The sequence below is a fragment of the Halalkalicoccus paucihalophilus genome (assembly GCF_001593955.1).
Classification (GTDB): domain Archaea; phylum Halobacteriota; class Halobacteria; order Halobacteriales; family Halalkalicoccaceae; genus Halalkalicoccus; species Halalkalicoccus paucihalophilus.
Genome location: NZ_LTAZ01000005.1, coordinates 123,078 through 145,893, shown reverse-complemented (window position 1 = coordinate 145,893; position 22,816 = coordinate 123,078). Strand labels below are relative to the sequence as shown.

The following is a 22,816-nucleotide window of genomic DNA, read 5'->3' as shown; positions in this document are numbered from 1 at the left end:
CAGGGGTATAGAGATACGGGCCGCTCAGGTGCGGTCGAGGGTGCGCTCGACGTAGGGTTTGAGGAACGGCCCGACGAGGATGAAGACGATCCCGAGGACGAGCATGAACGACAGCGGGCGGTTGATCGGATCGAAGAAGATGTCGTAGCTCCCGCCGGAGATCTGTAGCGATCGGAAGAAGTTCTCCTCCGCGATCGGCCCGAGGACGATCCCGAGGACGAACGCGATCACCGAGTAGTTGTACCGCACCATGTAGAACCCGAGCACGCCGAGTGCGAGTACCGCAGCGACGTCGAACCAGTTCCGGTTCAGCGTGTACGCGCCGATAAACGAGAGCACCACCACGACGGGGATGATGATGTTCGTGTCGATCTCGGTGAGCCGGCTCGCATACGGGATGACCGAGAGCCCGACGAGGACGATGAGGATGTTGCTGAGGAACAGCGAGATGAAGATCGCGTACGTGATCTGCAGTTGATCGCCGAACAGCGTCGGACCGGGTTGGAGACCGTGCATCAACAGGCCACCGAGCAGGACCGCCGTCGAGCCGCTGCCGGGGATCCCGAACGAGAGCGTCGGAACGAGCGACCCGCTTACGGTCGGGTTGTTCGCCCCCTCGGGAGCGATCACGCCGCGGGGATCGCCCTCGCCGAAGCGGCCGTCTGCGGCCGACGAGCGCGCCTCTTCGGCGTAGGCGACGAAGGTAGAGGTCGTCGCGCCCGATCCGGGGATCATCCCGATTCCCATGCCGATCAGTCCGGCTTTGAGCACGGTCTTCGGGTATTTGAAGACGGTCAGAATGCCGTCCTTGATGCTGCCGCCGAGTTCGATGTCGCTTTCCGCGATCTGGCTTCTGGCGGCGAGTTTCATCATCTCCGCGAACGCGAACATCCCGATCAGTGCGGCGACGAAGCTGATGCCGTTGTAGAGGCCGAACTGGCCGAAGGTAAACCGCGGCGTCGGACTCAGGATCCCGGTCCCGATCGTCGAGATCATCAGCCCGAGCGCGCCGGCGACAAGCCCCTTGACGAGCGAGCCCTGTGTGACGATCGTGATCAGCGAGATGCCGAGGATCGCGAGCAGGAAGTACTCGGGCGAACCGAACGCGAGGACGACCCCGATCAGGATCGGCGAGATCAGGATGAGCACGATCGCGGCCAGGAAGCCGTTGAGCGCCGAGGCGGTCGTCGCGATCGCCAGCGCGTTCTTCGCGAGCCCCTGTTTCGCCATCGGGTAGCCGTCGAGCGTGGTCGCCGCCGCCGACTCGGTCCCGGGGGCGTTGATCAGGATCGCGGCGATCGAGCCGCCGAACATCGCCCCGCTGTAGATCGCGACCAGCAGGATGACCGCGGAGGTCGCATCGAGCGGCAGGGTCAGCGGCAAGACGATCGCCATCCCGACCGGCGAGCCGATGCCGGGCAGCGCCCCGAGGACGATCCCCAACAGCAGCCCGACGGCCATCCACCCGATCACGGGCCAACTCAGCGCGATCTGTAGTCCCTCGGTGATGGTGTCGAGCTGGAGGAGCAGCTGGCTCTCGACGACGGCTTCGACGACCATCTAGATCACCCCGACGACCAACCCGATCGGTTCGAGAAACGGACTGAAGTCGAGTATCTGGCCCTGATCCAACGGCAGGAGCAGGAACTCGATGAACAGGTAGACGATGACGGTCGACAGCACCGCGAGCCCGACGCCCACGGCCGTCCGAATACGAAACCAGGTCGTGTACGCCAGCACGAACAACGGCGTGACGAACAGAAACCCAGCCGCCCACCCGGCGAAGAAGTAGATCGTCGAGGAAACCACCATGAACACGGTGTCGTTCACCTCGTAGCCGTACTCCCGGCCGAGCGTCCGCTTGGGTGCCGAACCGGTCTGTTCTGCCTCGCGCTGGGCGACCTGTTCTTGGGCCGACGAGTCGCTAGTCGTGATGTTGATACTCTCGTTGACGACCGTCCCGAGCGCCCCCGGGAGGTAGTTCCGCACGAGCAACAACAGCGATCCCACGAAAACGACCGCCGCGGTCATCTGGGGGAACACTCGGGCGTCGTCCGGGTAGTTCGAGACGATCGGTTCGATTAGAAACACCACACTCAGAACGAGGAGGACGACGAGCATCACGTGCTCTGGCGTCGCCTGTTCGTATTTATTTTTTATTGACATGTTGGGAAAAATTCGCCGCGATGGTACCGATCAGGCGTTTTCTTCGACGAGTTGGACGACGTTGTTCTCCTCGTAGGCCGCGAAGGCATCGTCGAGGAGCTGGTTCGCCGCCTCGGGCCCCTCGTGGAAGACGGGGTTACCGGTCTCGTCGGACCAACTCTGGGTGCTGTCGGCCTCGACGGCCTCCGCGAACATATCCGAGAGCGTCTGCCTGCGGCTTTCCTCGGTCTCCGGTGGGGCGAACACCCCGCGGCTCAGTCCGCCGACGAAGTCGATCTCGGGATAGCCCTCGTCGGTCACCGAGGGGACGTCGGGATACACCTGTGACCCTTCGCTGACGAACGTGACGACCGGGTAGATCCGGCCGTTATCGACGACCGACTGCGTCCCCGCGTCGGTCCCGATACCGGCTGGGACCTCGCCGCTCGCGACCGCCTGCGAGACCGGGCCGGTCCCGGTGTACTGGACGCGTTCGGTCCAGTTCCAGCCCCACTCGTCGGGGTACTGGTACCTCGCCAACAGGACGATGATGTCCTGTGAGCTGCCGGGTGACTGGACGCCGATCGACTCCCACTCGCCGGAGTCGTACATTTGCATAACGTCGTCGAACGTCTCGACCTCACCCTGGTACTGCTCGTTCACAACGAGCGTCCACACCGACTGCCCGAAGATCGCGACACCTTCGGCGTCGCGTTGGTCGAATCCGGGATCCTCCAGCAGTTGCGGGGCGACTTCGAGGGGTGTGGCGCTCCCGAGGATGGTGTGGCCGTCGGGCTGAGCACCCATGAGTTCGCCGTACCCGTTCAGGCCACCCGCGCCGGGGACGTTGTCGATCTGGATCGACTGGCCGGTCGCCTCGGCGAGCCCCTCCTGGATCCCGCGGGCGTAGACGTCCGTCCCGCCACCCTGGTCGTACGGGACGATATAGCGGATCGACTGGCTCGGCTCCCAGTCGCCCTCGCTTTCGCCGCCGCCACCGCCGTTGTTGCCAGCTAGGCAGCCCGCGAGCGCGGCAACGGATCCCGCACCGGCCACCTGCAGGAATCGCCGGCGTCCAGCTACTGCTCGGTTCGCTCCCTCCCGTGTTGTCGAATCGGTGTCTTGATTGCTCATGCTTTCTCGTTTTCGACCCCGGCCGACGTATCGGATCGCGCACACCCAGCCCCGCCGGGCAGGTGCAGTCACCCGAATCGTCGCCCGAACGCGCGGAGTCTTACTGTCGCGATACCGTACGTTAGGGTCTCACTATCATGATTATAGAGTAGATACATAAATCTTTCCGTACGTTTCTCCCGAGCCGCGTGACGACTGACGAAACCGCCCGACCGTCCCCGCGCTGGGGGTGGGTTAGTGGCATGGAGACGGTCGACGCCGATCGCAAACGGGACCTCGTTCTACCAGCGATCGAATACGTCCGGATCCTTTAATAGTGGTGCCAGTCAACACGAATCATGGTAGTCGTCGCAGCCGTCGACAGGAGCGAGCGGGCGAGCGCCGTCGTTCGTGAGGCCGCCACGCTCGGAAAAGCGTTCGACGAACCCGTAGCGGTCGTTCACGTCCTCACGCGTGAGGAGTTCGTCTCGCTCGAACGGACGAACGTGAGCGAGACCGGCGAGGCCGTCCCCGTCGAGGGGATCATCGGGACCGCCGAGGACATCGCCGCGGAGGCCATCGAAGAGGCGGCCGTCGACGCGACCGCGGTGGGTTTGATGGGGGATCCGGCGGACGAGATCGTCGAGTACGCCAACGAGCAGGGCGCACGCTACATCGTCGCCGCCGGACGGAAGCGCTCCGCGGTCGGAAAGGCGCTGTTCGGCAGTGTCGTCCAATCCATTCTCCTCAGTGCCGAGTGCCCGGTCGTCTCGCTTCGGATCGAATCGGATTAGAGTCGGTCCGAAAGCGCCGCGACCATCTCCTCGGTTCCCGCTGACCCGCCCAGATCCGGCGGTGTCGGGGCCGACTCGTCGGCGAGCAGTTCGCGAACCGCACTCCAGAGGTCCGCAGAGACCTCCTCCTCGCCGACGTTCTCGAACAGCATCGCCCCCGAGAGCACCGTCGCGATCGGGTTGGCGACGCCTTGGCCCGTGATATCGGGGGCGCTGCCGTGGACCGGCTCGAACATCGATGGGTACTCGCCCGAGCGGTTGACGTTCCCCGATGGGGCGAGGCCCATGCTCCCAGTGACGATGGCGCCGATGTCGGTGAGGATATCCCCGAAGAGGTTCGAGGCGACGACCACGTCGAACTCCTCGGGTCGGCGGATGAAGTCCATCGAGGCGGCGTCGACCAGCAGGCTCTCGACCTCGACGTCGGGGTAGTCCTCCCGAACTTCCTCGACCACGTCGTCCCAGAACACCATGCTGTAGGCCTGGGCGTTGGACTTCGTGATGCTCGTGAGGTGACCCTCCCGTTCCTCTGCGGCCTCGAAGGCCGCCCGGAGGATCGCCTCGGTACCCTGGCGGGTGAACACCGAACTCTGAACCGCGATCTCGTGGTCGAAGCCGATGTGCTCGCGCCCGCCAACGTCGGCGTACTCGCCCTCGGTGTTCTCCCGGAAGACCACGAAGTCCACGTCCCCGCCCTCGTAGCCCTTGAGCGGGCTCTCGACCCCGTCGAAGAGGATCGAGGGGCGCTCGCAGACCTGCTGGTTGAACTCCTTGCGGATGGGGAGGAGGAGGCCGTGAAGCGTGACGTGGTCCGGGACCTCCGGGTGGCCGACCGCGCCCAGCAGGATCGCGTCGCTTCCCTCGATCCGGTCGAGGCCGTCCTCGGGCATCATCGTGCCCTCTTCGAGGTAACGGTCGCTTCCCCAGTCATACCTCGTGAACTCGATTTCGACGCCGTGGTTCCCCGCGACCTCCTCGAACAGCGGGAGGGTCGCGTCCACTACTTCCGGCCCAATCCCATCGCCGGGGATCGTGGTGATCTCGTAAGACATGTACTCGCACACATCAGGGGAGAGGATTAAGCCGTTACGGAGTGGCGGTGTGTGGATTCAGGACTGTTCTCGCTGTGGCCGGTACGAGCGCGGGCGGCAAACGTGCCGCCCGTGCGAGTGGGGCGGGGGAGGGCTGGCGTCCCCGGAAGCGGCGCGTAATCGCGCGCCGCGACTCCGCTGGCCTGGTGGTCATGCAAAGGGCGAGGCTGACCTGCCAAGGTCAGCCGAGGGCTTTCTTGGGAAGACTTTTGCCCCGGGTGTGCGGTGACTCCACATGGTCAGCTACACGGCCTACGAGAGCATCAGCGTCGACATCGCAGACGGCGTCGCCACGATCGAGTTCCACCGTCCCGAGGTGTACAACGCCCTCAACGACGCGGTGATGTTGGACCTTTCGAGAGCCTTCGACGAGATCCAACTCGACAGGGGGATCGACGCGGTCGTCATCACCGGAGAGGGCGAGGACGCCTTCTCGGCGGGCGCGGATATAACGGAGTACGCCGGTCCCGCGGAGGAACACGCCCACCAGGAGGACCGTCAGGAACTGTTCTACGAGATGTACCAAAAGGCCCTGCACTGTCACGCGCCCGTGATAGCGAAGATCAACGGCTATTGCGTGGGCGGCGGGCTGATCCTCGCGATGTTCTGTGACATGCGCGTCGCCGTCGAGGGCGCGAAGTTCGGCGTACCGACCGCGAACATCGGGCAAATACCGACTGGAGGATCGAACAAGCGCGCGATCGAACTCGTCGGCGAGGCCAAGGCAAAGGAACTGGTCTTCACCGCGGGGTTCATCGACGCCGCCGAGGCCGAGCGGATCGGGCTGATCAACCACGCCGTTGCGCGCGAGGAGCTTGACGAAACGGTACAGGGAATCATCGACGGGATCCGAGATACGGGGCGGAAGGCGGTCAAGAACTCGAAGCGCGCGCTCAACTACGCGGCGGACGCGACCGACGCGGCGGACGCCCGCGAGTTCGAGGCCGATCTCTGGTGGGAGCAGTTCGCCAGCGACGAGCGCCGCGAGTTGGTCGACGAGTTCAACGAGGGCGAGTGAGAATGACTGGGAATCAGGGCCCCCTCGCCGGCGTCTCGGTCGTCGAGATGACCGCCCACCGCGCGGGCCCGTTCTGTGGCGCGCTGCTCGCGGACATGGGCGCGGAGGTCGTGAAGATCGAGCGCCCCGGCGTCGGCGATCCCGCGCGCTCGCAGGGCGTCGGCCCCGAGGGGAAGTCGGGGTACTTCATGGCGAACAACCGGAACAAGCGGTCGGTGACGCTCGACCTCAAGAGCGAGGCGGGCGTCGAGGCCGCACGGTCGCTGCTCGAAGCGGCCGACGTCTTCGTCGAAAACTTCGGCTACGGCGTCACCGACAAACTCGGCATCGGCTACGAGGACCTCCGCGAGGAGAACCCGGGGATCGTCTACGCGAGTATCAAGGGCTACGGCGAGAGCGGGCCGTATAGGAAGAAACCGGGCCTCGACCTCATTCTGCAGGCTGAGGGCGGGCTCATGAGCGTTACTGGTCCCGAGGGTGGCGAGCCCGTAAAGGTCGGCCAGGCTATCGGCGACCTGACGACAGGGATGTTCGCGGCGATGGGCGTCCTCGCGCGGCTCTACGAGCGCGAGCACACGGGAGAAGAGTTCGTCGGGAAGTTCGACGTCGGACTGTTCGACTCGATCGTGACGCTCATGAACGAGTATCTGACCGAGTACTCGATGGACGGGAGCGTTCCCGATCCACAGGGGACGAGCCACCAAACGCTCGTGCCCTACCAGCGCTTCGAAACGTCGGACGGTGCGCTCGTCACGGGCGTGCCGAGCGACGACCGCTGGGAGGACTTCGTCGAGTTGCTCGGACGCGAGGAGCTCCTCGAATATCCGACCAACGACGACCGACGGGAACACGCCGGGGAAGTGCTGGGGATCATCGAGGCAGAGTTCGAGGAGGAGGACACGGCGTTCTGGCTCGACGCGCTCACGGAGTCCGGCTTCCCCTGTGGACCGATCAACGACGTCGCGGGCGTCGTCGAACACGAGCAGACCGCGGCGCGCGATCTGACGATTCCCCACGAGGACCCCGACTGGGGCGAGTGCCTGCTGCCGGGCCACCCGATCGACTTCGCGGGCTACGAACCCGAGATCCGCGAGCCCGCTCCCCGACTCGGCGAGCACACAGAAGACGTCTTTTCGGAAATCGCGGACGACCAGACGACGTTGGAAGAGTGGACGGACGGCGGCGCATTCGGCGCGGGCGACTGATCAGGCCAGCGCCGCTTCGAGCTTTCTGACCGGGTGGGGCGGCTTTTCGCCGTACTCATCACCGATCTGGCTGCGACACGACGACCCGGGGGCGACGACGCTTTCTCCAGCGCTTTCCTCGATCTGTCCGAACAGCACGGAGCCGACCGCCTGGCTCATCGAGTAGTGTTCGGCCTCGTAGCCGAAGGAGCCGGCCATCCCACAGCAGCCCGAATCGAGCGGGTCGACCCGGTATCCGGCTCGCCGCAGGACGCCGACGGTGTGGTGGTCCTTCTTGACCGCCTTCTGGTGGCAGTGGCCGTGATACGTGAGCGATTCGTCGAGCGCGGCAAAGTGCATCGACTCGTCGAGGCGGAACCGGTCGACGTACTCCATGACGCCGTAGGTGTTCTGTGCGATCCGTTCGACAGCATCGCCCGAAAGGAGATCCAGGTAATCGAGCTGGAACATCACGGCGTCGGATGGCTCGACGACGACCACGTCCCAGCCGGCGTTGACGTCGGGCGCGAGCGCGGTGACATTGCGGTCTGCCTTCTCGCGAGCCAGATCGAGCATTCCCTTCGAGTGGGCGGGCCGCCCGCTCCCGGTAACCCCTTCGGGAATCCGCACGTGGACGTTCGCCGCCTCGAGCACCCGAATCGCGGCTTTCCCGGCTTTCGTGTTGTTGTGGTCGGTGAACGTATCAGGAAACAGCAGCACCTTCCGGTCGGCCTCTTCCTCGCTTACCTGCGGCCCGCGCTTCTCGTACCACTCGGTGAGCGTCTCGGGCTCGAAGGCTGGGAGCTCCCGTTCGCGGGCGATCCCCAGTACTTTCTCGGTCACGAGCCCCGAGCCGGGCAGCGAACTCGCGAGATTCGAGAGCGGCGCGGTCGCGCTCCCGAGGTCCGAGAGCCAGTCGATCCGCGCGAAGACGCGCGAGCGCAGGTCGACCCCGTGGCGCTTTTGATACTCGTGTTCGACCTCGACTTTCATCTTCGCCATGTCCACCTCGGAGGGACAGTCCCGCGCACAGCCCTTACAGCCCACACAGAGATCCATCACCTCGTGCATGAACTCGACGTCGAACTGCTCCTCTTCGGGTAAGTCGCCGCTCATCGCTTGCCGGAGCATGTTCGCCCGCCCCCGCGTACTCGTGATCTCCTCGTCGGCCGCACGGTAGGTCGGGCACATCACTCCGCCCGCACCGTCCTGGCTCGTGCGACAGCCGCCACACCCATGGCACAGTTCGGCCATCCCCTGAAAGCCGTTGTCGTTCTCCCAGTTGAGTTGGGGTTCGAAGCCCGCCTCGAACTCGTAGCCCGGGCCAAATCGGAGGTGCTCGCTCATGTCGAAGTCGCCACAGACCGAGCCGGGGTTCAACAACCAATCGGGGTCGAACGCCGTCTTCAGGTCGCGGAAGACGTTCCAGAGGTGCTCGCCGTAGAGCTTCCTGTTCCACTGGGTTCTGGCTCTGCCGTCGCCGTGCTCCCCGGAAACGCTGCCCCCATATTTGACCGCGAGATCCGTGGCGGCGTCCGAGATCGAGACCATCGTTTCGACGCCCTCCGCAGTCTTGGTGTTGATCAGCGGGCGGACGTGCATACAGCCCGGGCCGGCGTGGGCGTAGAAACTCCCGAACGTGTCGTGGTCCTCGAAGACCTGCTTGAAGTCGGCGGTGTACTCCGGCAGGTGTTCGGGCGGGATCGCGACGTCCTCGATGAAGGCGATGTGTTTCTCGTCGCCGGTTCGAGACAGGAGGATCGGCGTCGAGGCCTTGCGCATCTTCCAGAAGTCCTTCTGGGTCTCCTCGTCGTAGGCCTCGTAGCCGTCGAAGGCGATCTCACCCACCCGATCTTCGAGCAGGGTTTCGACCTTCTCGCGGCGCTGTTCGTCCGAGTCGGCGTAGAACTCGACGAGGAGGAACGTGTCGGTCTCGTCGGGCAACATTCCGATGACGTCCTTGAACTCGTCGAGCCCACGGGCGAGATCGACCAGCACGCCGTCGAGCACCTCCAGCGCCGCGGGCTCGTGTTCGAGGATCGGCCCGACGTCCTCCATCGCCTCGAGCAGGCTGTGGTAGGTCAGAAGTCCGATAGACTTCGTCTCGGGGATGGTTTCGAGCGCTACCTCGGCCTCGGTGACGATGGCCAGCGTCCCCTCGCTGCCGACTAGCAGGCGCGCGAGGTTCACTGTCCCTTCCTCGGTGGCGCCCTCCCCGCGGGCTTCCTCGACGAGCACGTCGAGGTTGTACCCCGAGACGTTTCGCTTCATGCTCGGGTAGCGCTCCGCGACGGCGTCGCTTTCCTCGTCGATGATGCGAACCACTTCGGCGTGGATCCGCTCGATCAGCTCGCCCTCGGGGTCCGCGTTTTCGCGCAGTTCCTCGACGCTCACCTCGCCGAAGGTATGGACCGAACCATCGGAAAGGACGGCCTCACACTCCTCGACGTAGGCGTCGGTCTTGCCGTACAGCAGCGAGTGGGCGCCCGTGGTGTTGTTGCCGATAGCACCCCCGAGAGCGCTGCGGTCGGCCGTCGAGGGGTCGGGCGCGAACTTGATCCCCTCGGGTTCGAGGGTGCGGTTGAGTTCGCCGAGCGTGATCCCGGTCTGGGCGCATGCCCGCATCGCGTCGGGGTCCACCCCGGTGATATCGGTCATGTATCGCGAGAGGTCGAGCACGACCGCTTCGTTGACCGACTGGCCCGCGAGGCTCGTCCCGCCGCCGCGTGGCAGGACCGGGATCTCGCGGTCAGCACAGTAGCCCATCACCGCGGCGATGTCCTCGGCCGAGGCCGGAAAGACCACGCCGATCGGGGTGACCTCGTAGGCACTGGCGTCGGTCGCGTACAGCTCCCGCGAGTACTCGTCGAAGCGCACGTCGCCCTCGACGCGGGCTTCGAGGTCGGCCACGAGGTCGGGTCGCTCGACGTCGCCGTTCGTGTAGTCGTAGTTCGCTCGGTCGTCGGTCGCGGGGTCGTGTCGGTCGGTTGTTGCCATTGTAAAGCGTGTCTCCTCCGTGGTCGTCGCCGCTGTTCCGGTCCGTGTCCGCCCGGCGCACGCCCGGGGTCGTGAGCCGCCCTAGCCCGGGACTCAGGACGGTCGAACGTCGCCGGTCGATTTCGAATGTGTGGTAGTAACACACGAATAAATGTGTTGCGTCCGGGCCGTTCCCGTCTACGCGTCGGGTATCGCATCCGATTCGCGCAGTTCTGCGATCCGTTCCTCCGAGTAGCCGAGCCGGTCGAGGATCGCCTCGGTGTCCTCGCCCAGAAGCGGCGGTGCGTCCTCGAATCCGCTGTCGGCGCTCGCGAAGTTGAGCGGGTGTTCGAGCGAGGGGATCTCGCCCGCCGCGGGATGATCGAGCGACCCGACGGTCCCGCGGGCCTCGACCTGTTCGCTCTCGAGCGCCTCGCCGACCTCGTAGACCGGGCCGACCGGGAGGCCGGCTTCCTCGGCCAGCGTCTCGACCCACTCGTCGGTCGTGCGGTCGGTGAGCGTTGCTGACAGTTCGTCTTCCAGTTCGTCCATGTGCTCGACCCGATCGGCGTTCTCCGCGAATCGCGAGTCCTCCAGCAGGTCCTCCCGCTCGATCTCGGTGCAAAACCCTTCCCAGAGCTTCTGATTGCCACAGGCGACGTTCAGATAGCCGTCACTGGTGGGATAGCTCTGATACGGCGCGAGCACGGGGTCTTTCGTCCCCATTCTGCTCGTTTCCTCGCCGACGAACGCCTTGGCAGCCTGTTTGGTGAGCCACGGGAGCGCCGCATCCAGCATTCCCAATTCGACGCGCTCGCCCTCGCCCGTGCGTTCGCGCCGAAACAGCGCGCCGACGATGCCGAAGGCCGCCCACATCGCCGTGATGAGGTCGGTCTGGGGAAGGCCGACTTTCACCGGGTCGCCCCCGTCCTCGCCGGTGACGCTCATGATCCCGCTCATACCCTGAACGAGCAGGTCGTACCCCGGTCGGTCGCTCCACGGACCCGTCTCGCCGAAGGCGGAGATCGAACAGTAGACGAGTTCGGGGTTCAGCTCGCGGAGGTCGTCGTAGCCCAACCCCAGCCGTTCGGCGGTACCGGGTCGGAAGTTCTCGACGAGGACGTCGGCCTCCTCGATCAGCTCCTTGCAGATCGAAAGGCCCTCCTCGCTTTTGAGGTTGAGTTCGACGCTTTGCTTGTCGTAGTTGACCGTCCAGAAGTAGGGCGATTCGCCCTGCTCGGCGGCCGAGCGGCCCGGTCCCTCGTAGTCCTCAGTCGAGACGAACGGCGGGCCCGAGTGGCGACTGTCGTCGCCGAGTTCGGGGCGTTCGACCTTGATGACCTCCGCGCCCTGGTTCGCGAGCATCAGCGTCGCGAAGCCGCCGGTGACGAACGTCGTCAGATCGACGACCGTGATCCCGTCGAGTATCTTCTCCTGACTCGTGCTATCGGATTCCATGATGTAGTGGTTTCAGCTGTCGATGTTAAACGTTCCCGTCGCCGTTGGAGGGCGAGGTGCTTATTCGAGATCCGGCCGCGAGAGTTCGGTCTCCTTCGAGGTGATGACCTCGATCAGCGCGGGCGTGCCTTCCTCGGTCTTCTCGATCCCGCGTTCGATGGCGGCCCCCAGTTCGTCGGGGTCCTCGACGCGCTCGCCGTAACAGTTCAGCCCCTCCGCGACGTCCGCCCAGTGTCCGCCGAAGGGCGTGTCGTAGGAGGCCATCTCGAAGTTGCTCAGGTGGATCGAGAGGATCGGGATGTCCTCGCGGGCCGCGGTCTCCAGATCGAGGGCCGTCATCCCGATCGCGCCGTCGCCCCAGACGTTGATGCAGAGTTTTTCGGGGTGAACGAGCTTCGCGCCCATCGTGAGCCCCAGCCCGTAGCCCAACTGGGTGGTCTTGCCCCAGCCGATATAGGAGAGCGGCTCGGTTACCTCGAAGAACGGCGCGAGGAAGTCCCGCGGGTTGCCTGCGTCGTGGGTGATGACGACCTCCTCTTTGTCGACGATCTCGTCGAGCTCCCGGACCACTCGATACGGGTTGATCGGGGTGTCATCCGAGGTGAGTTTCGGCTCCCACTCGGCGAGCCACTCCTCGCGAACCTCCTCGATCTCCGCGGCCACGTCGTCGGCCCGCCCGCGGTCGGCCTCGACCCGGCCGTCGAGTTCCTCGACCAATGCTTCGAGGGTGAGTTTCGCGTCGCCCACGAGCGAGTGCGAGGAGACCTCGTCCTTGTCGATGTCCGTGGGGTCGAGCGTCGAGTGGACGATCTCGGGGCCGTCGGGCACCGTCAGCCCGTAGGCGGTGTCGGTAAACGAACAGCCGATCCCGAAGAGCACGTCGGCCTCCCGGACAAAATGCGTCAGCTGGCCGGGCTCGCTCTTGCTCGCCGCGCCCAGCGAGAGGGGATGGTCCTCGGGGAACGCGCTCTTGCCATTGAGACTCGTCGCCACCGGCGCTTCGAGGGTCTCTGCGAGCTCCTTGAGGGCGTCCCAGCCCTTCGCGTAGTGGACGCCCTGCCCGGCGAAGATCACCGGGCGCTCGGCGTCGACCAGCATCTCGGCGGTCGTCTCGACGTCCGCCGGGTCCGGCCCGGAACGACGCGCCTTCGAGGGGGTGTACTCGAACTCCTCCTCGAGATCCGTATAGAAGACGTCCTTGGGGACCTCGACCACGGAAGGGCGGGGTCGGCCGTTTCGCGCCGAGCTGAAGGCCCGGCGCATGGTCTCGCCGACGGCCTCGGGATCCGCCAGTTGCTCGCAGGACTTGCTGATCGACTGGTAGCTCACCAGCGAGTTGAACTTGGGATCGACGTCGGTCTTCGCCAGGTCGTAGCCCGCCGGGATCGCGACGATCGGCGCGGACTCCCCGTAGGCCTGGGCGACCCCCCCGATGGAGTTCTCGGTGCCCGGCCCGTGCTGGCAGGCGAACGCACCGACCCGATCGCCCGAGGTCAGCCGGCCGACCGCGTCGGCCATGTGGACCGCGGTCCGTTCCTGTCTCGTGATGATCTTTCGGATCCCGGCTTCTTCGGCCGAATCCGTGTCGAACAACGGGTTGCTCGGGAACCCGAACAGGTACTCTACACCCTCCTCTCGTAGCGTCTGTGCGATCGCTTCGTTGACGTCCATGATGTCCTCACCGGTACGGTGACTATCACATATGCTGTCCGACTATGTGATAAGAGTTACCAATTCTGTCAAGCTCGAACACCGAATCGACGACGATAGATCATGAACTTCTATGACGCCGTGTTCCGAAAGCTTCAATCCTAAATGTGACACAGTGACGTGCATGTCCGCAGCCGACCTCGAGCAGCTGTACGTCCACGAATCCGTCGAGAACGTGATTCCCAAGGAAGCGTTCGTCGAGGCCTTCTCCGATCTCTCGATCCCGGCCGAACTCGTCGGCGACGGACGGGAGTATACCGAAACAGACGCCGTCGTCACCTACGTCCCCCGCCCGGAGTTCCTCGATGCGGGCTGGGTTCACTGCGCCCGGGCGGGCTACGACGCCTTCGACACCGAGGCGTACGCCGCAGCGGGGATCCCACTGACGAACAGTTCGGGCATTCACGGCGCGACCGTCGGTGAGGTCGCGATCGGCTGTATGCTTTCGCTCGCGCGCCTGCTACACGTCTATCGCGATCACCAGAACGCGACGGAGTGGTACACCCCCAAGTACGAGCGTCCCTTCACCGTCGAGAACGAGCGCCTCTGTGTGCTCGGACTGGGTACCATCGGTGAGGGGATCGCCACGCGGGCCGATGGATTGGGAATGGAGGTCGTCGGCGTGCGGCGCTCGAACGAGCCCGTCCCGGGCGTCTCGGAGATCTACGACCCAGACGAACTCCACGAAGCCATTTCGGAGGCGCGCTTCGTCGCGGTCACCCTGCCCCACACCCCCGAGACGGACGGCCTGCTCTCGACGGCGGAGTTCGAGGCGATGCGCGAGGATTCCTACCTCGTGAACGTCGCGCGCGGCCCGATCGTCGACGAGGACGCTCTGATCGCCGCACTCGAGGACGGCGAGATCGCAGGCGCAGCGCTCGACGTCTTCGAGACCGAACCGCTCCCCGAGGAGTCGCCGCTGTGGGACATGGAGGAGGTCATCGTCATGCCGCATAAGGGATCTGCGACCAACCGGTACCACCTCGACATCGCGGAGTTAGTGACGGGGAACGTCGAGCGGTATCAGTCCGGCGAGGAGCTGCGAAACCGCGTCGCCTGAGCGGTCCGTTTCCTACAGTCGCAGGAGGACGACCACTACCAGTCCCGCGGCGAGGAGCGCGATGGCCCCGAGAGCTCCGAGCAGCACGGGGGCGCTGAAGTACGTCAGCAGTGCACCCGCGAGTGCCGCCCCGCCCGCGCCGACGCCGAACATCCCGAGGTAGGTGTAGCCGTACGAGAGACCGTGGACGTCTTCGGCGGCGTACTCGGCGATCACGACCTGGTAGATCGGTGCGGTGGCGTACAGACAGAAGCCCAGCACCGCACAGACCGCGAGGAACGCGACGACGCCGACGCTCGCCGCAGGCAAGAAGAGGATCGCGAGGACCGCCAGCGACGTCAGCGTCGCCAACAGCGCGTACTCGGTTCTGACGTGGTCGGTGACCCGTCCGCCGGCGTACTGACCGAGGATGCCCACCATCAACAGACCGGTGTAGATGTACTGGGCGGGTTCGGCAGACTGGCCCATGACGGTGTAGGTGCCGAACTGCGGGAGGTTCGCGATCATGTCGGGCATGAATGTCAGCAAACCGCGGTAGTAGGTGCCATAGAGCATGACGATCACGAACGCGAGGGTAAAGCCCGTCGTAAAGAGCAAGCGGGAGTCGGCGACGATCCCCCGGAGGTCGAACCCCTCGTCCGTGTTTTCGTCCTCGGTATCGGCGTCCTGTCGTTCGCCGCCGTCCGTCGCGGTCGCGGCCGTCTCGTCGAACTCGATGGCGGAGCCGAGGATCACGACGGCGATCGCCGGAACCGCGAGCGCAACGATGACGAACCGCCAGTCGAGAAAGATCAGGAGGAAAGCGGCGAGCAAGGGGCCGAACGCGGTGCCGATGTTGCCGCCGACGCCGTGGTACGCGAAGACGGTGCCCCGCTCTTCGGCCCCGCGACTGATCAGCGAGAGCCCGGCGGGATGGTAGATGCTCGCCGCAGCGCCCCAGACGACGATGGCCAGTCCGAGCGTGTAGACGTTCGGAGCGAGTGCGAGCAGAAAGAAGCCCCCGCCCATGCCGACGACCGCGGCGACGATCAGCCGGCGCGAGCCGTACTGGTCGGCGAGCACGCCGCTCGGAAGCGCGCCGACACCGATCAACCCGTAGCCGATACTGACGACGATCCCGAGGACGAACGCCGAGACGTCGAAGACGTCGAGCCAGATGACGATAAACAGGGGAATCGACAGCTCGTAGGTGTGGAACACGCCGTGTGCGAGCATCGTAAACCCCGTAATGGAGCGGTCGTTGTCGTTCATCCCACCCACCGTCGAGTGTGTCGTACGTGTACTCGTCTCATGTGATGAACGGACTGTCGCGAGCCCGCTTAACTGGTCGCGTTCGGGCAGGTGTTCGCCGAATCCGGGCAGAAGAGATGTGGCTCGTTACTGCTGCTGAGCGTCGACCACCGCGACCGCCGCCAAGTTAACGATGTCCTTGACCTCGTCGCCGCGCTGGAGGACGTGGACCGGCTTGTCCATGCCGACGAGCATTGGCCCGATGGCTTCCGCGCCGCCCAGTCGCTGGAGCAGTTTGTAGCCGATGTTGCCCGCCTCGAGGTTCGGGAAGACGAGCACGTTCGCCGGCTCCTCTAGCTCCGCGAAGTCGTAGGTACCGTTGAGAATCTCCTCGACGACGGCGGTGTCTGCCTGCATCTCCCCGTCGACCGGGAAGTCCACGTCAGGATCCCGCCGCAGGATCCGGGCGGCCTCGCGAGGTTTTCTGGTCCCCTCGTTGTCGACCGACCCGAAGTTCGAATAGGAGAGCATCGCCGCGCGCGGCTCGACGTTGAACCGGCGGGCCAACTGTGCGGTGTGGCGCGTGACCTCCGCGAGGACGTCCTCGTCGGGGTTCTGGTTGACGGTCGCGTCCGCACAGAAGACCACGCGGTCCTTGAACGCCAGCAGGTAGACCCCGGCGGCGTAGTTGGCGTCCTCGGCCGTGCCGATGGTCTGTAGCGGCGGGCGCAGCGCCGAGGGGTAGTGATGGGTCAGTCCCGTCAGCAGGGCGTCGGCGTCGCCGGCCTCGACCATGACGCTTCCGAGGTAGTTCGAGTCCCGGCGGATCATGTCGGCCGCCTCGCTACGGGTGAAGCCCTTGCGCTGGCGCAGGTCGTAGAGGCGTTCTGCGTACTCGTCGTACTCGGCTTCGGACAGATCGACCACGTCCGGGTCGAACGCCAGTCCGAGTTGCCGGATCGTCGTCTCGATCTCCTCGCGGTCGCCGATGAGAACGGGCTGGGCGATCCCTTCCTCCTCCATCTGGTAGGCCGCGCGGATCATCTTCTCGTCCTCCCCTTCGGCGAGCGCGACCCGCTTGGGGTCGCTACGGGCCTTGTTCAGGACGACCCGCATCATCTCACGGGACTTCCCGAGACGAGCCTCCAACTGCTCTTTGTACTCGTCGAGTTCGACCTCGCGGCGTGCGACGTCGCTCGAGATCGCCGCCTGCGCGACCGCGGGGGCGACCTCGAAGAGGACTCTGGGGTCGATCGGCTTCGGGAGGATATACTCCGAGCCGAACTGCAGGGGCTGGTCGCCGTAGCCCTTCCGCACCGCGTCGGGGACGTCCTGTTTCGCGAGGTCCGCGAGCGCCTCCGCACACGCGACCTTCATCTCCTCGTTGATCTCCGTCGCCCGCACGTCGAGCGCCCCGCGGAAAATGAAGGGGAAGCCCAGCACGTTGTTGACCTGATTGGGATAGTCAGAGCGCCCGGTCGCCATGATCACCGTGTCGTCGCGGGCGGATTTCGCGTCCTCGTAGGTGATCTCCGGGTCAGGGTTCGCCATCGCGAAGATGATGGGATCGGCGGCCATCGACCGGACCATCTCCGGGGAGACGATGCCGGCGACCGAGAGGCCCACGAGCACGTCCGCATCCTCCATCGCGTCCGCGAGGTCGCCCTCGGGGAGGTCGCGGGCGAACTGGCGTTTGTACTCGTTGACTTCTTCCGAACGGGACTCGGTGATGATCCCCGAGGAGTCACACATCGTGATGTTTTCTCGCTGTACGCCCAGCGAGACGTAAAAGCGGGCCGTGGCGATCGCGCTCGCGCCCGCCCCCGAGAAAACGACATCGAGTTCGTCGAGTTCCTTGCCGGCGAGTTCGGCGGCATTCAACAGTCCAGCCCCGCTGATGATGGCGGTACCGTGCTGGTCGTCGTGGAAGACCGGGATCGACATCTCCTCCCTGAGCGTCTCCTCGATCTGGAAACACTCGGGCGCCTTGATGTCTTCGAGGTTGATCCCGCCGAAGGTCGGCTCCATCGCCTTCGTCGCGGCGATCATCGATTCGGGATCCTCCAGATCGAGTTCGATGTCGAAGACGTCGATGTCGGCAAACCGCTTGAACAGTACGCCTTTCCCTTCCATGACGGGCTTGGAGGCACTCGCACCGATGTCGCCGAGTCCCAGTACAGCAGACCCGTTCGAGACGACTCCCACGAGGTTGCCCTTCGCGGTGTACCGATAGACGTCATCGGGGTTCTCGTCGATGGCGCGACACGGCCCGGCGACCCCGGGCGAATACGCCAGCGAGAGGTCCCGTTGGGTGTTGGTGGGTTTGGTGGTCGCGATCTCGATCTTGCCCGGCGGGTCTGCCTCGTGGTACTCAAGGGAGTCGTCCTCCAGCGTCATACCGGAGCGTCTCCCGAGATCAGTAAAAAGGTATCGACAGGGGCAGATCATACATTTCGACGATCGACGAATGGGAGCGATGAAAACACCGATGTCCGTGGGAACGGACCACTCGGTATGTCCACTGTCGACACGTTCGAGAACGCCCTCGACGGGCTAGCCGTCGAGACCACGCGCCTCGCACCGGAGGCGTTCGAGGGCGTACTAGAAGAGGTCATCGAGAAGCCCGCCGTCGGGACGCTCTCGATGGAATCGGTCTCGCTCGAGGGGACGCCCGTCGCTACCGACCCGACGCCGAACCAACTCACCGAATCCGTCACCGGCGTCACCGGTGCATCACTCGGGATCGCGGAGTACGGTTCGGTCGTCCTGCCCTCGACCTCTGGAGGGGCTGAACCGGTCAGCCTCTTCTGTGACCTGCACGTCGTCGTCGTCAGTGCCGAGGACATCGTCCCCGACATGCCCACCGCAGTCGGGACGATGGCGACGACCCTCGCCGACGGTCGCGAGAGCGCGATCATCGCGACGGGTCCGAGCGCCACGGCCGACATGGGCGCGCTGGTACGAGGCGCACACGGCCCGAAACGCGTTCACGTCCTCGTGATCGAGCAATGAGCACCGACGACAAAGCGGCCCACATCCGGCGACTGCTCGACACCGAGGGCGACAGCGTCCAGGCCAATACGAGGGTTTTCAATCAGGGCCGGTACGCCGCGACCGAGGACCTCGAGGACTACGAGGAACTGAAGGATCGGGCCCGTGAAATCAAGGAAGAGGCCATCTCCCGCCTGCCCGAACTCATCGAGGAACTTACCGAAGCAGTCGAAGAGAACGGCGGGCACGTCTACCTCGCCTCGGACGCCGCGGACGCGAACCGCTACATCACCGAGGTGGCCGACGACGCAGAAACGCTGGTCAAGAGCAAGTCGATGACCAGCGAGGAGATCGACGTCAACGAAGCGCTCGAAGCAACAGGTGTAGACGTCTACGAGACCGACCTCGGGGAGTTCGTCATCCAGGTCGCAGAGGAGTCACCCTCCCACATCGTCGGGCCGGCGATCCACAAGTCTCGCGAGGAGATCGCCGAGCTGTTCAACCGGGAGTTCGAGACCGACGAGCCCTTAGAAACCGCAGAAGAGCTGACCATGTTCGCCCGCGAGTACCTCGGCGAACGGGTCAAAGAAGCCGACGTCGGGATGACCGGCGCGAACTTCCTCGTCGCCGAGAGCGGGACGATGTTACTCGTTACCAGCGAGGGCAACGCGAGGAAGTGTGCGGTCGCCCCCGACACCCACATCGCCGTATCGGGCGTCGAGAAGGTCCTCCCGAACTTCGAGGACCTCCAACCGTTCATCGAACTGATCGCGCGGTCGGGGACGGGTCAGGACCTCACCTCCTACATGTCGCTGCTCACGCCGCCGGTCTCGACGCCGACGATCGAGTTCGGGAGCGACGCGCCCCTCTCGGAGGCCGACGGCGACCGCGACTTCCATCTCGTGTTGATCGACAACGGCCGGATGGCAATGCGGGAGGATCCCGAACTACGCGAGACGCTCTACTGCATCCGATGTGGGGCGTGTGCGAACGTCTGTGCGAACTTCCAGCACGTCGGCGGCCACGCCTTCGGCGGCGAGACCTACTCGGGGGGTATCGCCACGGGCTGGGAGGCCGGCGTTCACGGCCAGGAGAGTGCAGGAGAGTTCAACGACCTCTGTACCGGGTGTTCGCGCTGTGTCAATCAGTGTCCGGTGAAGATCGACATCCCGTGGATCAACGAGGTAGTCAGGGATCGGATCAACCGCGGCGAGGCCCCCAGCGAGTTCGACTTCCTCGTCGAGGGGCTGACCCCGGACGCCGAACCCGGTGGTGTTTCCCTCCAGAAACGCTTCTTCGGCAACTTCGGGACGGTCGCCAAACTCGGCTCGAAGACGGCTCCGGTCTCGAACTGGCTCGCGGAACTGCCGCCGAGCCGCTGGGCGATGGAGAAGGTACTACAGATCGACAGACGTCGTGACCTCCCGAAATTCGCGGACGAAACCCTCCAGGAGTGGTTCCTCGCCCGCGAGGGGCTTTCCCCGACGGAGGCCGACCGCGAGGCAGTGTTGTATCCCGACACCTACACGAACTACATCAGTCCCGAACGCGGGAAGGCCGCGGTCCGCACCCTGGAGTCGCTCGGAGTTCGGGTCCTCCTTCCGGACCTGCCCGAGAGCGGTCGAGCCCCCCTTAGTCAGGGGATGCTCTCGACCGCGCGCGAGCAGGCTCACGAAACCTACGCTGGCCTCGCCGAGCACCTCGATGCCGGGCGGGACGTGATTGCCATCGAGCCGAGCGACCTGGCGATGTTCCGCGGCGAGTACGAGAAGTTTCTGCCTGAGGCCTCGTTCGACCGACTCTCGGCAGCCAGCTACGAGATCTGCGAGTACGTCTACGGGCTGGTGACGAACGACCCCGAAAAGACCGATGTCCTTACGGAGGGTCCCGGCCGGGTCGCGTACCACAGCCACTGCCAGCAGCGCACGATGGGGCTCGGGGAGTACACCGAGACACTACTGGAGGACCTGAACTACGACGTGCTGACTTCGACCGTCGAGTGCTGTGGGATGGCCGGCTCCTTCGGCTACAAAGAGCAGTACTACGAGCTCTCGATGGACGTGGGCTACGAACTCGAAGACGAGTTCGAGGCGGCCGGTCAACGGGATCGAACGGTGCTGGCGAGCGGTACCTCCTGTACGGATCAGTTGGACGTGCTGTTGGAACGAAAACCGCATCATCCGATCGAACTGATCGCGCCGGACCTCGGATAAAAAACCGCCGGCAGCGAGCCGGCGTTTCAGAAGGCGCTCGGGAACAGCACGTACGAGAACAGCAGCGCCCAGAACCCGACGAAGATCGAGTAATAGACCAGCGGAATCAGGTTCAGGCGCATGACGCGGCCCTCTTGGCCGACCAGACCCACCGTCGCCAGCGCCGCGACGACGTTGTGGATCGCGACGAGGTTGCCGATCGCGCCGCCGACGGCCTGCGCACCCACGATGATCTGGGTCGGCAGGCCGAGTTGCTGGGCGGCCTCGAACTGGAAGCCGCCGAAGGTGATGTTCGAGACGGTGTTCGAACCGGCCATCGCCGCGCCGAGCGCGCCGATCAGCGCCGCGACCGCCGGGTAGACCGGGCCGAGTAGGTCCGCGGTCGCCGTCGCGAGCACGACGATCATGCTGCCGCCCTCCGGGGCGCCGGGGTGGGCGCCGGAGTTGATCATCACTTGCACCATCGCGATGACGAACACCAGCGCGATGAGCGGCGAGACGATCTTCTCCGCGGCCTCGCGCCACGCCGCCGAGACCTGTCCGCCGCTCATGCCGAAGATCGGGATCGCGAGCACCGCGCTGACGATCAGCCAGAACCCGGGAACGTTCATCCACGCGATGCTACCGGAGATCCCAGTGCCGAGGATCTCCTGCCACTCGACGATGAAGGCCGGTCGGTTGATGAACGACGAGATCGGGTCGACCGCACGGGTGACCACGAGCAGCACGACGACCAGGACGTACGGCGACCACGCGCGAGCGAGCGACATCTCCGGGCTGCTTGGGATACCGCCGTCGGTGGCCGTCGCCTTGTCTGGCCGGCCCGTCGTCGCGCCGTTTTCACCGGGCTCGATGGTTCCGACCCAGTGGTCGGGCCACTCGCTACGCGGCGGGAAATCCCAGTGGGAGTCGGGGAGGAGGTAGCCCGCCTTCAGCACGCTGACGATGATCGCCCCGCCGACCATCGACCCGATGAGGCTCGGGAACTCCGCGGTGAAGAACCACGCCGACAGCCAGTACGGAACCGCGAAGGCGATTCCCGAGGCCAGACACAACGGCGCGACCTCCCAGGCGGGCGAGAGCGAACGCTCGTCACGGTCGCCGAAGAAGTACACCACCATTCCCACGGCGAACAGCGGCATCACGAAGCCGACGAGCGTGTGATAGGTCGCCGCCCAAGCAGCTACCTCCGTCGAGTACTCGGGCACGGTGTAGCCCCCTTGGGCGATCTCGTCCTGGAAGCCGGCCGAGGCCAGCGGGTCCTGGATGCCGACGATGATGGGCGTCCCCACCGCGCCGTACGTGACGGCGATGACGTGGCCGATGATCGCCGCGATGACCGCCGCGAGCGCCGGAAATCCGAGTCCGAGCAACAGCGGCGCGACGACCGCGGCGGGCGTCCCGAAGCCCGCCGCTCCCTCGATGAACGTCGCGAGGAAGAATCCCAAGAGAACGATCTGTACGCGGCGATCGTCGCTGATCGTGGCGAATCCCCGGTTGATCCGATCGAACGCGCCGGCCTGCATCAGCGTGTACAGGAGCAAGAGCGCGCCGAAGACGATCCAGAGGATCTCGAGGGCGGTCATTACACCGGTAATCGAGGCCGCCGCGAGCCAGTTCGGTGGCATGTTCCAGGCGAAAAACCCCACGCCGAGCGCGACGATCCACGCGATCGGCATCGCCCGCGTCGCCGGCCACAGCAGGCCGACAAGCAACACCGCTACGACCAACAGCGGCAACGCCGCGAGGACGATCTCTAATACCATACTCGACCACCGTTTTTCCGTACCCTCGTGATCATTGTGAACGACTCACGCCTACGTGTTCAACGGT

Annotated in this window: 17 protein-coding genes; 7 read left to right on the top strand and 10 right to left on the bottom strand. The window is 65.1% G+C overall.

Going from position 1 to position 22,816, the window contains the following annotated elements; all coding sequences use genetic code 11:
- Positions 1-24 precede the first annotated feature (24 nt).
- From HAPAU_RS10175 to HAPAU_RS10165, 3 genes are read right to left on the bottom strand one after another with little or no spacing between them, the layout of a single operon-like run.
- Positions 25-1,560 carry a tripartite tricarboxylate transporter permease gene (locus HAPAU_RS10175; RefSeq protein WP_066382263.1) on the bottom strand — a complete coding sequence of 512 codons (1,536 nt, stop codon included), beginning with the start codon at positions 1,558-1,560 and terminating at the stop codon, positions 25-27.
- Positions 1,561-2,166 carry a hypothetical protein gene (locus HAPAU_RS10170; protein WP_245634072.1) on the bottom strand — a complete coding sequence of 202 codons (606 nt, stop codon included), beginning with the start codon at positions 2,164-2,166 and terminating at the stop codon, positions 1,561-1,563.
- Between the two features lie 30 nt (positions 2,167-2,196).
- The gene (locus HAPAU_RS10165; protein WP_245634071.1) at positions 2,197-3,279 is read right to left on the bottom strand and encodes a Bug family tripartite tricarboxylate transporter substrate binding protein; all 1,083 of its coding nucleotides are present in this window, start codon (positions 3,277-3,279) and stop codon (positions 2,197-2,199) included.
- 188 nt (positions 3,280-3,467) lie between these two features.
- Here HAPAU_RS10165 and HAPAU_RS22785 point away from each other — a divergent pair, with 188 nt between their 5' ends.
- Together HAPAU_RS22785 and HAPAU_RS10160 are read left to right on the top strand one after the other, a co-directional pair.
- Positions 3,468-3,593 (top strand): hypothetical protein, encoded by a 126-nt coding sequence (locus HAPAU_RS22785; protein ID WP_281177880.1) that lies wholly within the window; start codon positions 3,468-3,470, stop codon positions 3,591-3,593.
- A gap of 24 nt (positions 3,594-3,617) precedes the next feature.
- A complete protein-coding gene (locus HAPAU_RS10160) occupies positions 3,618-4,052 on the top strand; it encodes a universal stress protein (RefSeq protein ID WP_066382259.1) in 435 nt (144 codons plus the stop codon).
- On the opposite strand, the gene HAPAU_RS10155 is transcribed toward HAPAU_RS10160, so the two are convergent.
- Complete coding sequence (locus HAPAU_RS10155; RefSeq protein WP_066382257.1) at positions 4,049-5,104, bottom strand: isocitrate/isopropylmalate dehydrogenase family protein; 1,056 nt, start codon at positions 5,102-5,104, stop codon at positions 4,049-4,051. The two genes, HAPAU_RS10160 and HAPAU_RS10155, sit on opposite strands and share 4 nt — an antisense overlap.
- A gap of 274 nt (positions 5,105-5,378) precedes the next feature.
- On the opposite strand from HAPAU_RS10155, the gene HAPAU_RS10150 reads away from it, so the two are divergent.
- Positions 5,379-6,161: an enoyl-CoA hydratase/isomerase family protein gene (locus HAPAU_RS10150; protein WP_066382253.1), complete on the top strand. Its 783-nt coding sequence runs from the start codon at positions 5,379-5,381 to the stop codon at positions 6,159-6,161.
- A gap of 2 nt (positions 6,162-6,163) precedes the next feature.
- A complete protein-coding gene (locus HAPAU_RS10145; protein WP_066382251.1) occupies positions 6,164-7,366 on the top strand; it encodes a CaiB/BaiF CoA transferase family protein in 1,203 nt (400 codons plus the stop codon).
- Here the strand turns inward: HAPAU_RS10145 and HAPAU_RS10140 are convergent, their stop codons facing one another.
- The 3 genes from HAPAU_RS10140 to HAPAU_RS10130 all read right to left on the bottom strand — a co-directional run bounded on the left by HAPAU_RS10140 (position 7,367) and on the right by HAPAU_RS10130 (position 13,450).
- On the bottom strand, positions 7,367-10,342 hold the full coding sequence (locus tag HAPAU_RS10140; RefSeq protein WP_066382243.1) for an FAD-binding and (Fe-S)-binding domain-containing protein: 2,976 nt from the start codon (positions 10,340-10,342) through the stop codon (positions 7,367-7,369).
- Between the two features lie 177 nt (positions 10,343-10,519).
- Positions 10,520-11,779, bottom strand: a complete 1,260-nt coding sequence (locus tag HAPAU_RS10135) for a CaiB/BaiF CoA transferase family protein (protein WP_066382242.1) — start codon at positions 11,777-11,779, stop codon at positions 10,520-10,522.
- A gap of 60 nt (positions 11,780-11,839) precedes the next feature.
- A complete protein-coding gene (locus HAPAU_RS10130) occupies positions 11,840-13,450 on the bottom strand; it encodes a thiamine pyrophosphate-requiring protein (RefSeq protein ID WP_066382240.1) in 1,611 nt (536 codons plus the stop codon).
- A 163-nt stretch (positions 13,451-13,613) separates the two neighbouring features.
- Here HAPAU_RS10130 and ddh point away from each other — a divergent pair, with 163 nt between their 5' ends.
- Positions 13,614-14,549: a D-2-hydroxyacid dehydrogenase gene (gene ddh / locus HAPAU_RS10125; protein WP_066382238.1), complete on the top strand. Its 936-nt coding sequence runs from the start codon at positions 13,614-13,616 to the stop codon at positions 14,547-14,549.
- Between the two features lie 12 nt (positions 14,550-14,561).
- Here ddh and HAPAU_RS10120 read toward each other — a convergent pair whose 3' ends face one another.
- Both HAPAU_RS10120 and HAPAU_RS10115 read right to left on the bottom strand, forming a co-directional pair.
- Positions 14,562-15,800, bottom strand: coding sequence for an MFS transporter (locus HAPAU_RS10120; protein WP_066382236.1), 1,239 nt, complete (start codon positions 15,798-15,800; stop codon positions 14,562-14,564).
- A gap of 126 nt (positions 15,801-15,926) precedes the next feature.
- The gene (locus HAPAU_RS10115; RefSeq protein WP_066382234.1) at positions 15,927-18,176 is read right to left on the bottom strand and encodes an NADP-dependent malic enzyme; all 2,250 of its coding nucleotides are present in this window, start codon (positions 18,174-18,176) and stop codon (positions 15,927-15,929) included.
- Between the two features lie 117 nt (positions 18,177-18,293).
- Between HAPAU_RS10115 and HAPAU_RS10110 the strand changes: the two genes are divergently transcribed.
- Positions 18,294-18,791, top strand: coding sequence for an LUD domain-containing protein (locus HAPAU_RS10110; protein WP_066382232.1), 498 nt, complete (start codon positions 18,294-18,296; stop codon positions 18,789-18,791).
- Positions 18,788-20,983, top strand: a complete 2,196-nt coding sequence (locus tag HAPAU_RS10105) for an LUD domain-containing protein (RefSeq protein WP_066382231.1) — start codon at positions 18,788-18,790, stop codon at positions 20,981-20,983. Before HAPAU_RS10110 ends, HAPAU_RS10105 begins: the two co-directional genes overlap by 4 nt.
- Before the next feature lie 26 nt (positions 20,984-21,009).
- Here HAPAU_RS10105 and HAPAU_RS10100 read toward each other — a convergent pair whose 3' ends face one another.
- Positions 21,010-22,749 (bottom strand): L-lactate permease, encoded by a 1,740-nt coding sequence (locus HAPAU_RS10100; RefSeq protein WP_066382230.1) that lies wholly within the window; start codon positions 22,747-22,749, stop codon positions 21,010-21,012.
- Between the last annotated feature and the right edge of the window lie 67 nt (positions 22,750-22,816).